Origin of the sequence: Streptomyces sp. NPDC021096 (genome assembly GCF_040641275.1) — a bacterium.
Classification (GTDB): domain Bacteria; phylum Actinomycetota; class Actinomycetes; order Streptomycetales; family Streptomycetaceae; genus Streptomyces.
This window is the reverse complement of record NZ_JBFADG010000029.1, coordinates 1-13,724: the sequence shown is the minus strand read 5'-3', so window position 1 is coordinate 13,724 and position 13,724 is coordinate 1. Positions and strand designations below refer to the sequence as shown.

Genomic DNA, 13,724 nt, shown 5'->3' with positions numbered 1-13,724 from the left:
GTACCGGATCCCTCAGCCCTGGTCGTAGGTGTGGAACCCGCGGCCCGTCTTGCGTCCGAGCAGGCCCGCCTCCACCATCCGCTGGAGCAGTGGGGGCGGGGCGTACAGGGGTTCCTTGAACTCGTCGTACAGCGACTCGGCGATGGCCACGACGGTGTCCAGGCCGATCAGGTCGGCGAGCTTGAGCGGGCCCATGGGGTGGGCGCAGCCGAGTTCCATGCCCGCGTCGACGTCGGCGGCGGTGGCGAAGCCGGACTCGGCCATGCGGACGGCCGAGAGGAGGTAGGGGATCAGGAGGGCGTTGACGACGAATCCCGTGCGGTCCTGGGAGCGGATCGTGGCCTTGCCCAGGGTGTCGCGGGCGAAGGCCTCGACGGCTGTGACGGTCTCCGCGGCCGTGTGGAGGGAGGCGACGACTTCCACCAGCGGCAGGACGGGCACGGGGTTGAAGAAGTGCAGTCCGAGGACGCGGTCGGCGCGCTGGGTGGCCATGCCGAGGCGCATGACCGGGATGGCGGAGGTGTTGGTGGCCAGGATCGCGCCGGGGTCCTGGACGATCTTGTCGAGGGCGGCGAAGACCTCGGTCTTGGCGTCGGTGTTCTCGATGACGGCCTCGATGACGAGCTGGCGGTCGGCGAGGTCGTCGAGGCCCGCGGTGAAGGCGAGGCGGGTGAGGGCGTCCTCGGCGGAGGGCCGGTCCAGTTTGCCCCGCTGAACGGCTCGTTCGAGGGAGGCGGTCACCTGGTCGCGGGCCCGTCGGGCGGCCGTGGCGTCCGCCTCGCAGACCACGGTGTCGAGCCCGGCCCGGGCGCAGACCTCGGCGATCCCGGTGCCCATCTGTCCGCCGCCGACGACCCCGACGCGGGTGATGGCGCCGCTCATGAGCGTGCCTCCGGCCGGACGACGAGATGGCGGGCGTAGGCGTCGGGGGTGAAGAACGCGGGCAGGTCCCGGCCCAGGGCGGTGCGGGTGAAGAGGGCGCGGACCTCGTCCGGGCGGGCCCAGGGGCACTCCCCGCCGAGGGCGGCCACCTCGTCGTCCAGCAGGGCGAGCACGGTGTCGCGGTCGACGGCGCCGTGGCGTATCCACTGCCAGATCTGGCACCGGGCGATCTCGGCGGTCGCGGCGTCCTCCATCAGCCCGTACAGGGCGACGGCCCCGCTGCCGCGCAGCCAGGCGTCGAAGTAGCGCAGCGCGACGGCGATGTTGGAGCGGACGCCCTCGGGGGTGGGCGGTCCGGCGGTACGGCGGACGGCGAGGAGGTCGGCGGCGGTGACGTGGACGTCGTCGCGGGTGCGGTCGATCTGGTGCGGTCGCTCGCCGAGGACGCCGTCGAAGACGTCGCGGCAGACGGGGACGAGGCCGGGGTGGGCGACCCAGGAGCCGTCGAAGCCGTCCTCGGCCTCGCGTTCCTTGTCGAGCCGCACGGTGGCCAGGGCCGCCTCGTTGGCCTGGGCGTCGCGGCTGGGGACGTGGGCGGCCATGCCGCCGATGGCGTGGGCGCCGCGCTTGTGGCAGGTGCGCACGAGGAGTTCGGTGTAGGCGCGCAGGAAGGGGGAGGTCATGGTGACCTTCGCCCGGTCCGGGAGGACGAAGTCGGGGCGGTGGCCGAAGTTCTTGATGAGGCTGAAGAGGTAGTCCCAGCGTCCCGCGTTGAGTCCGGCACTGTGCTCGCGGAGCTCGTAGAGGATCTCCTCCATCTCGAAGGCGGCGGTGACCGTCTCGATGAGGACGGTGGCGCGGATGGTGCCGCGGGGGATGCCGAGCAGGTCCTGGGCGAGGACGAAGACGTCGTTCCACAGCCGGGCCTCGGAGCGGTTCTCGAGCTTGGGCAGGTAGAAGTACGGGCCGCTGCCGGCGTCGATCCGGCGCTGTGCGCAGTGGAAGAAGTAGAGGCCGAAGTCGACGAGCGAGGCGGACAGGGGGCGGCTGTCGACGACGAGGTGCGCTTCGGTGAGGTGCCAGCCCCGGGGGCGGACCATGATGGTCGCCGGGGTGTCGCCGAGCCGGTACTCCCTGCCGTCCGGGGTGGTGAAGTCGATGCGGCGCTCGGTGGCGTCCCGCAGGTTCAGCTGGCCCGCGATGACGTTGTCCCAGGTCGGCGCGGTGGCGTCCTCGAAGTCGGCCATCCATACCCGGGCCCCGGAGTTCAGGGCGTTGACGGTCATGCGCCGCTCGGGCGGACCGGTGATCTCCACCCGGCGGTCGGTGAGGTCCGGTGCGGGCGGGGCGACCCGCCAGGTGGGGTCGGCGCGGACGGCCGAGGTGGCGGGCGAGAAGTCGAGCGGGGTGCCGGAGGCGAGCCGCTCGGTGCGCCGGCGGCGCTCGGCGAGCAGTTCGAAGCGCCGGTTCGCGAAGGCCGCGTCGAGGCGGCCGAGGAAGTCCAGCGCCTCGGGGGTGAGGATCTCGTCGTGGCGGTCGCCCGGTGCCCCGAGGACCTGGACCGTGCTGGTCAGAGCGGTGGTTGACATGCGGGTCTCCTCAAGCGGAGCGGTAGGGACCGGGCGGAGGCGGGGCGGGCCGGGTGCGTGGTTGTCGGCCCGCCCCGGGGCTGCCTAGTGGAACTGCTCCTCCTCCGTGGAGCCGGTCAGCGCGGTGGTCGAGGAGGCGGGGTTGACGGCGGTCGAGACCAGGTCGAAGTAGCCGGTGCCGACCTCGCGCTGGTGCCTGACCGCGGTGAAGCCGTGCTCCTGCGCGGCGAACTCGCGCTCCTGCAGGTCGACGTAGGCGGTCATGCCGTGCTCGGCGTAGCCGCGGGCCAGGTCGAACATGCCGTGGTTGAGGGAGTGGAAGCCGGCCAGGGTGATGAACTGGAAGCGGTAGCCCATCGCCCCCAGCTCCCGCTGGAACTTGGCGATCTGGTCGTCGTCGAGGGCCGCCTTCCAGTTGAAGGAGGGCGAGCAGTTGTAGGCCAGCATCTGGTCCGGGTACTCGGCGTGGATCGCCTCGGCGAACTCCCGTGCCTGGGCCAGGTCCGGGGTTCCGGTCTCCACCCAGATGAGGTCGGCGTAGGGGGCGTAGGCCAGGCCGCGGGCGATGACGGGGGCCATGCCGTTCTCGACCCGGTAGAAGCCCTCGGCGGTGCGCTCACCGGTGACGAAGCGGGCATCCCGCTCGTCGACGTCGCTGGTCAGCAGGTTCGCGGCGAGCGCGTCGGTGCGGGCCACGATGACGGTGGGGACGTCCGCGATGTCGGCGGCGAGGCGGGCGGCGTTGAGGGTGCGGATGTGCTGGGCGGTGGGGACGAGGACCTTGCCGCCGAGGTGGCCGCACTTCTTCTCGGAGGCGAGCTGGTCCTCGTAGTGGATGCCGGCCGCACCGGCGGCGATCATCGCCTTGGTCAGTTCGAAGGCGTTGAGCGGCCCGCCGAAGCCGGCCTCGGCGTCGGCGACGATCGGCGCGAGCCAGTCGATGCCGTCCCGGGCGCCCTCGACGGTGGCGATCTGGTCGGCGCGCAGCAGCGCGTTGTTGATCCTGCGGACCACCTGCGGCACGGAGTTGACCGGGTAGAGGCTCTGGTCGGGGTAGGTGTGGCCGGCCTGGTTGGCGTCGGCCGCCACCTGCCACCCGGAGAGGTAGATGGCCTGGAGGCCGGCCCGGACCTGCTGGACGGCCTGGCCGCCGGTGAGCGCGCCGAGGGCGTGGATGTAGTCGCGTTCGTGCAGTTGGCGCCAGAGCCGCTCGGCGCCGCGCCGGGCCAGGGTGTGCTCCTCGCGGACGCTGCCGGACAGCCGGATCACGTCCTGTGCACTGTAGGTGCGCTCGACGCCCTTCCAGCGGGGGTCCGTCGCCCACCGCTGCTTCAGTGCTTCCGCCGCCGTCTGTGCCTGCGCCATGACCGTCTCCCGGGTTCGCTGAGATCACACGGTTCTTGTGAAGGGTGCGTGGGGTTGTCACTGAGTGACGTGCCACCGATGCGGCGCCGCCGCCCTTCCGGGCGTGTGAAGCGGTGAACAGTGCGCCCGGAGGGGCGGTGGGCCGCGCTACGACTCTGACAGTGGCACTCAGTGCCATCAACCGTGGAAGATTGCCAAGTTCTGCGCATCTTCCGGCCCGGTTCTGCGAATCTTGCCAACACACCCGTCCGATCACGGACGTCGGGCACGGAGCAGGGGGAGAGCGGTGGGCAAGACATACGCGGGGGCGCGGCTGCGGCGGTTGCGCGAGGAGCGGCGGCTCAGTCAGGCGGAGCTGGCGCGCGTCCTGGCGATCTCCCCCAGCTACCTCAATCAGATGGAGCACGATTCCCGGCCGCTGACCGTGCCGGTGCTGCTGCGGCTGACCGAGGCCTTCGGCGTCGACCCGGGGTTCTTCTCGGAGCGCGACACCAGCAGACTCGTGGCCGACCTGCGCGAGGTGCTCGCCACCGAGGTCGACGCCGCCCGGGTCTCCCCCTCCGACCTCGCGGAACTGGCCTCGCGCATGCCGGCCGTGGCCTCGGTCCTGCTCGACCTCGGCCGCCGCGGCCACGCCCTGGCCGAGCGGCTGGCCGAAGCCGCGGAGGCCCGCGGCCACGAGGACGTGGCCCTGCCGCGCTCCCCGCACGAGGAGATACGGGAGTTCTTCTACCGGCGGCAGAACTACCTCCACGAGGCCGACCTCGCGGCCGAGGACCTGGCCCACGCCCTGGGCGTGCGGCCCGGCGAGGTGGTGCGAACGCTCTCCGCGCGCCTGACCGAACGGCATGGAGTGCGGCTGGCGGCGGACTGCGACCGGCTGCACCACTACGACCCGGCCACCCGCGTCCTGCACCTGTCCAACCGGCTGCGCCCCGGACAGCAGGCCTTCCGCATGGCCACCCAGCTCGCGCTGCTGGAGTTCGGCGACCGGCTGTCCGCGCTGGCGTCGGAGGACTACGCGGAGGGCTCCGCCAGTTGGTCGCTCGCCAGGATCGGCATCGCCAACTACTTCGCCGCCGCGCTGATCCTGCCGTACCGCGCCTTCCACGCCGCCGCGGAGGAGGTCCGCTACGACATCGAACGGCTCACCGACCGCTTCGGCCTCGGCTACGAGACCGTCTGCCACCGCCTCAGCACCCTCCAGCGGCCGCGGCTGCGCGGTGTGCCGTTCTCCTTCGTCCGCGTGGACCGCGCCGGCAACATGTCCAAGCGCCAGTCCGCCACCGGCTTCCACTTCTCCCGCGCGGGCGGCACCTGCCCCTTGTGGAACGTGTACGAGGCGTTCGCCGCCCCGGGCCGGATCCACGTCCAGATCGCCGCCATGCCGGACGGACAGCGCTACCTGTGGACCGCCCGCGCCGTCACCCGGCACCGCGGGGGCTGGGGCGAGCCGGGCAAGACGTTCGCCATCGGCCTCGGCTGCGAAGTGCGCCACGCCTCCCGGCTCGTCTACTCCGACGGGCTCGACCTCGGCAACACCTCCGCGGCCACCCCCATCGGCATGGGCTGCCGGATCTGCGAACGCCTGGACTGCCCGCAGCGCGCGGTGCCGCCGCTGGGCCGGCCGCTGGCGATCGACGAGAACAGCAGCACGTTCGTGCCGTACCCGGTGGCGGACAAGTGATCACGCCGGGGGTGGACTTACTAGGACGTCCAACTATATGTTCGTGACCAAGGCCCGCGGTGTCAGGGAAGCCGGTGTGATTCCGGCACGGTCCCGCCACTGTGACCGGGGAGTGTGCCGTCGACAGCACGCCACTGACGAGATGTGCCATTCGTCGGGAAGGCTGGCGGCGCGCGGTGATCCGGGAGTCAGGATACCGGCCGCGGGGTGTTCCGTGTTGTCCACGAGGATGGAGCAGACACGCATGGCACCGGTCCGTACTCACGACCCTGGTGATCCGGCGGAGCGCGCACTGATGTCCGCGCACGCGTAGCTCTTCGCAGAGCCACGAAGCCCCATGCCCATCCCCGGATCTCACCTGACCTGACGAGAGCAGGCTTCCATGGTCCGTGAACTGACACATTTCATCGGCGGCAAGCACACCCCCGGAACGTCGGGGCTCTTCACCGACGTGTACGACCCCAACACCGGCGCCGTACAGGCCCGGGTGCCCCTGGCCGGGCGCGAGGACACCGCGGCCGCGATCGCGGACGCCGCCGCCGCGCAACCGGAGTGGGGCGAGTGGAATCCGCAGCGCCGCGCCCGCGTCCTGCTGCGGTTCCTCCAACTCGTCGAGGGCGAACGGGACTCGCTGGCCCGCCTGCTGTCCCGCGAGCACGGCAAGACCGTCGCCGACGCCCACGGCGACCTCCAGCGCGGCCTGGAGGTGGTCGAGTTCGCCGCCGGCATCCCGCACCTGCTCAAGGGCGAGTTCACCGACAACGCCGGCACCGGCATCGACGTCCACTCGCTGCGCTCCCCACTGGGCGTCACGGCCGGCATCACCCCCTTCAACTTCCCCGCGATGATCCCCCTGTGGAAGGCCGCACCGGCCATCGCCTGCGGGAACGCCTTCGTCCTCAAGCCGTCCGAGCGGGCCCCGTCCGTACCGCTGCGCCTCGCGGAGCTCTTCCTCGAGGCCGGCCTTCCGCCGGGGATCCTGAACGTGGTCAACGGTGGCAAGGAGTCCGCCGAGACCCTGCTGACGGACCCCCGGGTGCAGGCCGTCGGCTTCGTCGGCTCCACCTCCGTCGCCGCGCACGTCTACGCCACGGCCGCCGCGCACGGCAAGCGCGCCCAGTGCTTCGGCGGCGCCAAGAACCACATGATCGTGATGCCGGACGCCGACCTCGACCAGGCCGTCGACGCGCTGGTCGGCGCCGGGTACGGCTCGGCGGGCGAGCGCTGCATGGCCATCTCGGTGGCCGTGCCCGTCGGGGAGGAGACGGCCGACGCGCTGGTCGCACGCCTCAAGGAGCGCATCGGGGACCTGCGGATCGGACGTTCGGACGACCCGGAGGCCGACTTCGGCCCGCTGGTGAGCCGTGACGCCCTGGACCGCGTACGCCGCTACGTCGACATCGGCGCCACCGAGGGCGCCGAACTCGTCGTCGACGGCCGGGGCTTCGTCCTGCCCGGCCACGAGGGCGGCTTCTTCGCCGGCGCCACCCTCTTCGACCGTGTCACCCCCGCCATGCGGATCTACCGCGAGGAGATCTTCGGCCCGGTGCTCTGCGTGGCCCGCGCCGCCGACTACGAGGCGGCCCTGCGGCTGCCGAGCGAGCACCCGTACGGGAACGGGGTGGCGATCTTCACCCGGGACGGGGACACCGCCCGGGACTTCACCCGACGGGTGACCACGGGAATGGTCGGCGTCAACGTGCCCATTCCGGTGCCCGTCGCCTACCACACCTTCGGCGGCTGGAAGCGGTCCGGATTCGGCGACCTCAACCAGCACGGCCCGGACGCCGTCCGCTTCTACACCCGCACCAAGACCGTCACCTCGCGCTGGCCCTCCGGGGTCAAGGAGGGCGCGAGCTTCACCATCCCGACAATGGGGTGATCGCGGTGACGACCACTCTCACCACGGACCAGCTCGCCCTGGCCGAGGTCACCCTGGACTTCGCCCAGGAGCACCTGGCCCCGCACGCCGTCGACTGGGACCGCGACAAGCACTTCCCGCTCGACGTCCTGCGCAAGGCCGCGGAGCTCGGCCTCGGCGGCGTCTACGTCCGCGAGGAGCACGCCGGCTCCGGCCTCACCCGCGGCGACGGCGTCCTGGTCTTCGAGGCACTGGCCACCGGCTGCCCCTCCATCGCGGGCTACCTCTCCATCCACAACATGGTCGCCTGGATGATCGACCGGTACGGCGACACGGCCCAGCGCGGCCGCTGGCTGCCCGGGCTGTGCGGCATGCAGGCGCTGGGCAGCTACTGCCTGACGGAGCCGGGCACCGGCTCGGACGCCGCCGCCCTGCGCACCCGCGCGCGACGGGACGGCGACGGCTACGTCCTCACCGGCGTCAAGCAGTTCATCTCCGGGGCGGGCGCGGCCGACGTCTACGTCGTCATGGCCCGCACGGGCGAGGGCGGCGCGGACGGCATCTCCGCCTTCGTCGTCGAACGCGACGACCCCGGGCTCTCGTTCGGCCCGAACGAACGGAAGATGGGCTGGAACGCCCAGCCCACCCGCCAGGTGATCCTCGACGGGGTCCGCGTCCCGGCCGGCCGCCGGCTCGGCGCCGAGGGCGACGGCTTCCGCATCGCGATGAACGGCCTGAACGGAGGCCGCCTCGGCATCGCCGCCTGTTCCCTGGGCGGCGCCCAGAGCGCCCTGGACCGCAGCCTGGCCCATCTCGCCGACCGCGAGGCGTTCGGCATGCGGCTGCTCGACGCACAGGCCCTGCAGTTCCGCCTCGCCGACATGGCCACGGAACTGGCCGCGGCCAGGGCGCTCGTCCGGCAGGCGGCTGACGCCCTGGACCGCGGCACCCCGCAGGCCCCGCAGCTGTGCGCGATGGCCAAGCGGTTCGCCACCGACACCGGCTACTCCGTCGCCGACCGCGCCCTGCAGCTGCACGGCGGCTACGGCTACCTCAGCGACTACGGCATCGAGAAGATCGTCCGCGATCTGCGCGTCCACCAGATCCTGGAAGGAACCAACGAGATCATGCGCCTCATCGTGGCCCGCGGACTGACGGGCGCCCTGCGATGACCACCACCGGCGAGCACGTACTGCTGCGCACCGAAGGCCGCGCGGCCCACATGACCCTCAACCGTCCCGGTGCCCTCAACGCCCTCACCCACACGATGGTGCACCGCATCGACGCGGCGCTGACCGCGTGGGAGCACGACCCGGCGGTGGAGCACGTCGTCATCACCGGAGCCGGCGAGCGCGGGCTGTGCGCGGGCGGCGACATCCGCTCCCTCCACGAGGACGCACGCTCGTCCGCGGGGGCGGCCTCCGCGGACTTCTTCCGCGACGAGTACCGGCTCAACGCCCGTATCGCCCGCTACCCCAAGCCGTACGTCGCCGTCATGGACGGCATCGTGATGGGCGGCGGCGTCGGGGTCTCGGCCCACGGCACGGTCCGGATCGTCACCGAGCGGTCCCGCGTCGCCATGCCCGAGACCGGCATCGGCTTCGTCCCGGACGTCGGCGGAACGTATCTGCTGGGGCTCGCGCCCGGGGAGCTGGGCACCCATCTGGCGCTCACGGGCGCGGCGGTGGGCGCTGCGGACGCGCTGCTGTGCGGGCTCGCGGACCACCACGTCCCCTCCGCTCTGCTGCCTCGGCTGGTCGCGGACCTCGCCCGGGCACCCGTCCACGACGTCCTGGCCCGGCACGTCCGGCCGGCGCCGGGCGGCGAACTCGCGGCGTGGCGCGGCTGGATCGACCACTGCTACGCGGCGGACACGGTGGAGGAGATCGTCGACCGGCTGCTCGACAGCGGCGTCCCGGCGGCGAAGGACGCGGCCGTGACGCTCCTCGCCAAGTCCCCCACCGCGCTGAAGGTGACCCTCGCCGCCCTGCGCCGGGCGCGTGCGCTCGGTCCCTTGGAGCACGTTCTGGAGCAGGAGTACCGCGTCTCCTGCGCGGCCCTGTCCCACCCGGACTTCGTCGAGGGCATCCGCGCGCAGGTGATCGACAAGGACCGGACTCCGCGCTGGTCGCCCGCCACGCTCGCCGAGGTCGGCGACGAGGACGTCGACCGCTTCTTCGCACCGCCCGGCGGGCGCGGGCTCGGCCTCGCGACGACCGGTTTCCCTCAGGAGGTGCCCTGGTGAGCAGCGTCATCGCCTTCGTCGGACTGGGCCACATGGGCGGCCCCATGGCCGCGCGCCTGGTGCGGGCCGGACACCGTGTCCTCGGCTACGACCTGGTGCCCTCACTGCTGGCCGCGGCCGTGGAGACCGGGGTCGAGGCGGCCGCGTCGGCGGAAGAGGCGGCGTCGGGTGCGGACGTGGTGATCACCATGCTGCCCGCCGGACGCCATGTCCTCGCCCTGTACCGGGACCAGGGGCTGCTCGCCGCCGCCCGGCCCGGCACGCTCTTCGTCGACTGCTCCACCATCGACGTCACCGACGCACGGGCCGCCCACGAGGCGGCGGTCGCCGCCGGTCACCGCGCCCTGGACGCGCCGGTGTCGGGCGGGGTGGTGGGCGCCGAGGCCGGGACGCTGACGTTCATGGCCGGCGGTGACGAGGAGGCGTTCGCCCGGGCGGAGCCGCTGCTGGGCGCCATGGGCCGCAAGGCCGTGCACTGCGGGGCCGCCGGCGCCGGCCAGGCCGCCAAGATCTGCAACAACATGATCCTCGGCATCTCGATGATCGCGGTGAGTGAGGCGTTCGTGCTCGGGGAGAGCCTGGGCCTGTCCCACCAGGCGCTCTTCGACGTGGCGTCCACGGCGTCGGGCCAGTGCTGGGCGCTGAGCGTCAACTGCCCCGTGCCGGGCCCGGTCCCGGGCAGCCCGGCCAACCGCGACTACCGCCCCGGCTTCGCCGCGTCGCTGATGGCGAAGGACCTCGCTCTCGCGGCGAACGCGGCCCGTGCGGGCGAGGTGGACACGGCCCTCGGACAGCGGGCCGCGGCGATGTTCACCGAGTTCGCGCAGGGCCCCGGGTCCGACGAGGACTTCTCCGCGATCGTCCGGGCCGTCAGGGCGCGCTCGGGCCGGCCCACCGACCGGACGGGAAGCACCACATGACCGACACCGCCCCGGACCGCCCGTACGAGACGATCCTCGTCGAACGCACGGGCCGCACCGCGCTCCTCACCCTCAACCGTCCGAAGGCGCTCAACGCCCTCAACCTGCGGGTCATGACCGAGGTCGTGGCGGCCACGGAGGCCCTCGACCGCGACCCGGACGTCGGCTGCATCGTCCTGACCGGTTCGCCGAAGGCCTTCGCGGCCGGCGCGGACATCAAGGAGATGCGCCCGCAGAGCTCCATGGACATGTACCTCAGCGACTGGTTCACCGCCTGGGACCGCCTCGGCGCCCTGCGCACGCCCACGGTCGCGGCCGTGGCGGGCTATGCGCTCGGCGGTGGCTGCGAGCTGGCCATGCTGTGCGACATCCTGCTGGCCGCCGACACCGCGGTCTTCGGCCAGCCGGAGATCAAGCTCGGTGTCATCCCGGGCATCGGCGGCTCCCAGCGCCTGACCCGCGCCGTCGGCAAGGCCAAGGCGATGGAGCTGTGCCTGACGGGCCGCACCATGGACGCCGCCGAGGCCGAGCGGGCCGGCCTGGTGTCCCGGATCGTGCCGGCCGCCGATCTGCTCGGCGAGGCGCTCGCGGTCGCCGGGACGGTGGCGGGCATGTCCGCGCCGGTCGCCATGATGGCGAAGGAGGCGGTGAACCGGGCCTTCGAGACCACCCTCGCCGAGGGCGTCCGCTTCGAGCGCCGGCTGTTCCACGCCGTGTTCGCCACCGCCGACCAGAAGGAGGGCATGACGGCCTTCGTGGAGAAGCGCCCGCCGGAGTTCACCCACCGCTGACCGGGAGTCCACCCACCGCGGACCTTCGCCCTCGCCGCTCAGGCGGGGGCGAAGCCGCGGGCGCGGACGAATTCCCTGGTCAGGCGGGTGAAGGCCCGGGCGGCGGCGCTGAGGTAGGCGCTCTCGCGGCGCAGGAGGGTGACGGCGCGGGCGGGCAGGGCCGGCTCGAGGGGCACCGGGGTCAGGTGGGGGTGGTCGTGGGTGATGGCGTCGGGCAGGACGGTGGCCAGCGGGGTGCGCCGGACGATTTCGGTCAGGGCCTGGATCGAGTTGGCCTCCACCGCGATGCGCGGGCGCACCTGGTGGGCGGCGAAGTAGGCGTCGATGTGGCCGCGGGTGGCGAAGTCGCCGCTGAGCAGTGCGAGATGCCGGTCGGCGAGGTCGGCGACGGGCAGCGGCTCCGCGCGGTCGCGGCCGGCGCCGTCCCCGTGGGCGCCGGTGACGAGGCTGAGGGTCTCGGTGAAGAGGGCGGTCGCGGCGATGCCGGGCAGGTGGGGGCCGTGGAAGGCGATGCCGAGGTCGATTTCGTCGGCCAGCAGGCCGGATTCGATGCGGTCCTGGGTCATCTCCCTGATCTCCAGGGTGATGCCCGGGTGGTGGGCGTGGAGTTCGGCCGTGAGCGGGCCGACGAGGTAGGCGGTGAAGGTGGGGGTGAGGGCCAGCCGCAGGTGGCCGCGGGAGAGGTCGGCCACGTCCAGCACGGCGCGCTCGGCCGCCGCCAGGTCGCGCAGCGCGCGGCGCGCGTAGTGCACGAACGTCTCACCGGCGTCGGTGAGCCGTACGGTGCGGCCGGTGCGGTCGAGGAGCTGGGCGCCGACGGTGCGCTCGAGCTGTTTGATCTGCTGGGAGAGGGTGGGCTGGGAGATCCGCAGGTCCTCGGCGGCGCGGGTGAAGTTGGCGTGCTCGGCGACGGCGAGCAGATAGCGCAGATGACGGAGTTCCAGGGCCATAGCCACGACTATAGATGTCATCGATGACTGTCATGGCTATTACGTCTTGGACGCTATAGGTGCAGGTCATGCATGGTGGATCTCGTCAGCCCCTCGGGGCCGGCAGCCACTGAAGGGAGTGACCATGCAAGACCTCACCGAGGGCGTCGCGCGTTTCCGGCGGGACGTCTACCCGGCCAAGGCGGAGCTCTTCGCCCACCTGGCCGCGACCCACCGGCCGACGACGCTGTTCATCAGCTGCTCGGACGCCCGTGTGGTGCCGGAGCTGATCACCCAGAGCGAGCCGGGTGAGCTCTTCGTCATCCGCACCGCCGGCAACCTCGTCCCCGCCTACACCCCCGGGCCGGACGGGGTGGCGGCCAGCATCGAGTACGCCGTCGCCGTCCTGGGCGTGCGCGAGATCGTGGTGTGCGGGCACTCCGCCTGCGGCGCGATGACCGCCCTCGCCGAGGACCACGACCTGAGCGGCGCGCCCGCGATCGCCGACTGGCTGCGCCACGCGGACGCCTCCCGGGCCCGCGCCGTGGCCGCCGGGGCCGGGACGCGGACGGTCGACGCCCTGGTGCGCGAGAACGTGGCCGCCCAGCTGGCGAACCTGGCCACCCATCCCTCGGTGGCCAGTGCCCTGGCCGCGGGCACGGTCACCCTGCGCGGCTGGGTCTACGACATCCCCGCCGGCACCGTCGAGGAGCTCGGCGCACCCGGCCGACCGGCCGCCCTCGCGGCCTGAGGACCGGCCCATCCGCCGGTGAACGCCTGACGACCGGCCACCCACCGGCACTACCTGATCCCCTGCCGCCGCCCGGCGCCCGGGATCACCACCCCAAACCCCACCCCGCCGCCCCTCCGTCATGGAGGAACGGCGCATCCGAAAGGAATCCTTCTCATGGTGCACGCGCAGTTCGACCCCACCGCCCGTGAGGCCCTGGCCGCCACCGCCGTCGAGGCCAAGGTGCGCAAGGACCTGTCCTGGCAGCAGATCGCCGACGCCGCGGGCCTGTCGGTCGCCTTCGTCACCGCCGCCGTCCTCGGCCAGCACCCGCTGCCCGAGGCCTCGGCCAAGGCCGTCGCCGAGCTCCTGGGCCTGGACGACGACGCCGTGATGCTGCTGCAGACCATCCCGACGCGCGGTTCGATTCCCGGCGGCATCCCGACCGACCCGACCATCTACCGCTTCTACGAGATGCTCCAGGTCTACGGCACGACCCTCAAGGCCCTGGTCCACGAGCAGTTCGGCGACGGCATCATCAGCGCGATCAACTTCAAGCTGGACGTGAAGAAGGTCGCCGACCCCGAGGGCGGCGAGCGCGCGGTCATCACCCTGGACGGCAAGTACCTGCCGACCAAGCCCTTCTGATCCGGCCGGTCCGGTAACCGCCCGGGGCGGGGTCCGGTGACGTCGTCGTCACCGGACCCCCCCCCCCCCCCCCCCCC

At 72.6% G+C, this 13,724-nt stretch carries 12 protein-coding genes and 1 riboswitch; of the genes, 8 read left to right on the top strand and 4 right to left on the bottom strand.

The features are described 5' to 3' along the window. Positions 1-12: 12 nt before the first annotated feature. The 3 genes from AB0G59_RS25875 to aceA all read right to left on the bottom strand — a co-directional run bounded on the left by AB0G59_RS25875 (position 13) and on the right by aceA (position 3,836). Complete coding sequence (locus AB0G59_RS25875) at positions 13-882, bottom strand: 3-hydroxybutyryl-CoA dehydrogenase (protein ID WP_360916116.1); 870 nt, start codon at positions 880-882, stop codon at positions 13-15. After that, complete coding sequence (gene aceB / locus AB0G59_RS25870; RefSeq protein ID WP_360916113.1) at positions 879-2,471, bottom strand: malate synthase A; 1,593 nt, start codon at positions 2,469-2,471, stop codon at positions 879-881. Before aceB ends, AB0G59_RS25875 begins: the two co-directional genes overlap by 4 nt. A gap of 84 nt (positions 2,472-2,555) precedes the next feature. After that, entirely contained in the window at positions 2,556-3,836 is a 1,281-nt protein-coding gene (gene aceA, locus AB0G59_RS25865) for an isocitrate lyase (protein ID WP_360916110.1), read from the bottom strand. 286 nt (positions 3,837-4,122) lie between these two features. Between aceA and AB0G59_RS25860 the strand changes: the two genes are divergently transcribed. The 6 genes from AB0G59_RS25860 (at position 4,123) to AB0G59_RS25835 (ending at position 11,340) form a co-directional block, all read left to right on the top strand. Beyond that, positions 4,123-5,523, top strand: coding sequence for a short-chain fatty acyl-CoA regulator family protein (locus AB0G59_RS25860; protein ID WP_360916108.1), 1,401 nt, complete (start codon positions 4,123-4,125; stop codon positions 5,521-5,523). Positions 5,524-5,556: 33 nt separating this feature from the next. Continuing rightward, a riboswitch (cobalamin riboswitch) is annotated at positions 5,557-5,743 on the top strand. Positions 5,744-5,905: 162 nt separating this feature from the next. Beyond that, positions 5,906-7,405, top strand: coding sequence for a CoA-acylating methylmalonate-semialdehyde dehydrogenase (locus AB0G59_RS25855; protein ID WP_360916105.1), 1,500 nt, complete (start codon positions 5,906-5,908; stop codon positions 7,403-7,405). Next, a complete protein-coding gene (locus AB0G59_RS25850; protein ID WP_360916102.1) occupies positions 7,402-8,556 on the top strand; it encodes an acyl-CoA dehydrogenase family protein in 1,155 nt (384 codons plus the stop codon). The genes AB0G59_RS25855 and AB0G59_RS25850 overlap by 4 nt, the downstream gene beginning before the upstream one ends. Continuing rightward, complete coding sequence (locus AB0G59_RS25845; protein ID WP_360916099.1) at positions 8,553-9,629, top strand: enoyl-CoA hydratase/isomerase family protein; 1,077 nt, start codon at positions 8,553-8,555, stop codon at positions 9,627-9,629. The genes AB0G59_RS25850 and AB0G59_RS25845 overlap by 4 nt, the downstream gene beginning before the upstream one ends. Then, entirely contained in the window at positions 9,626-10,549 is a 924-nt protein-coding gene (gene mmsB / locus AB0G59_RS25840) for a 3-hydroxyisobutyrate dehydrogenase (RefSeq protein WP_360916096.1), read from the top strand. The genes AB0G59_RS25845 and mmsB overlap by 4 nt, the downstream gene beginning before the upstream one ends. Continuing rightward, on the top strand, positions 10,546-11,340 hold the full coding sequence (locus tag AB0G59_RS25835) for an enoyl-CoA hydratase (RefSeq protein WP_071966907.1): 795 nt from the start codon (positions 10,546-10,548) through the stop codon (positions 11,338-11,340). Before mmsB ends, AB0G59_RS25835 begins: the two co-directional genes overlap by 4 nt. 38 nt (positions 11,341-11,378) lie before the next feature. On the opposite strand, the gene cynR is transcribed toward AB0G59_RS25835, so the two are convergent. Continuing rightward, positions 11,379-12,290, bottom strand: coding sequence for a transcriptional regulator CynR (gene cynR / locus AB0G59_RS25830; RefSeq protein WP_360916093.1), 912 nt, complete (start codon positions 12,288-12,290; stop codon positions 11,379-11,381). A gap of 124 nt (positions 12,291-12,414) precedes the next feature. Here cynR and AB0G59_RS25825 point away from each other — a divergent pair, with 124 nt between their 5' ends. Further along, on the top strand, positions 12,415-13,020 hold the full coding sequence (locus AB0G59_RS25825; RefSeq protein ID WP_360916090.1) for a carbonic anhydrase: 606 nt from the start codon (positions 12,415-12,417) through the stop codon (positions 13,018-13,020). A 156-nt stretch (positions 13,021-13,176) separates the two neighbouring features. After that, complete coding sequence (gene cynS / locus AB0G59_RS25820) at positions 13,177-13,647, top strand: cyanase (protein ID WP_360916087.1); 471 nt, start codon at positions 13,177-13,179, stop codon at positions 13,645-13,647. The last annotated feature ends 77 nt before the right edge of the window (positions 13,648-13,724 follow it).

Excerpts from the sequence above, each read along its gene's own strand:
- AB0G59_RS25835 (WP_071966907.1), top strand. The coding sequence starts at position 10,546 with ATGACCGACACCGCCCCGGACCGCCCGTACGAGACGATCCTCGTCGAA.
- aceA (WP_360916110.1), bottom strand. The coding sequence starts at position 3,836 with ATGGCGCAGGCACAGACGGCGGCGGAAGCACTGAAGCAGCGGTGGGCG.
- AB0G59_RS25825 (WP_360916090.1), top strand. The coding sequence starts at position 12,415 with ATGCAAGACCTCACCGAGGGCGTCGCGCGTTTCCGGCGGGACGTCTAC.
- cynR (WP_360916093.1), bottom strand. The coding sequence starts at position 12,290 with ATGGCCCTGGAACTCCGTCATCTGCGCTATCTGCTCGCCGTCGCCGAG.
- AB0G59_RS25855 (WP_360916105.1), top strand. The coding sequence starts at position 5,906 with ATGGTCCGTGAACTGACACATTTCATCGGCGGCAAGCACACCCCCGGA.
- AB0G59_RS25845 (WP_360916099.1), top strand. The coding sequence starts at position 8,553 with ATGACCACCACCGGCGAGCACGTACTGCTGCGCACCGAAGGCCGCGCG.
- cynS (WP_360916087.1), top strand. The coding sequence starts at position 13,177 with ATGGTGCACGCGCAGTTCGACCCCACCGCCCGTGAGGCCCTGGCCGCC.
- AB0G59_RS25875 (WP_360916116.1), bottom strand. The coding sequence starts at position 882 with ATGAGCGGCGCCATCACCCGCGTCGGGGTCGTCGGCGGCGGACAGATG.
- aceB (WP_360916113.1), bottom strand. The coding sequence starts at position 2,471 with ATGTCAACCACCGCTCTGACCAGCACGGTCCAGGTCCTCGGGGCACCG.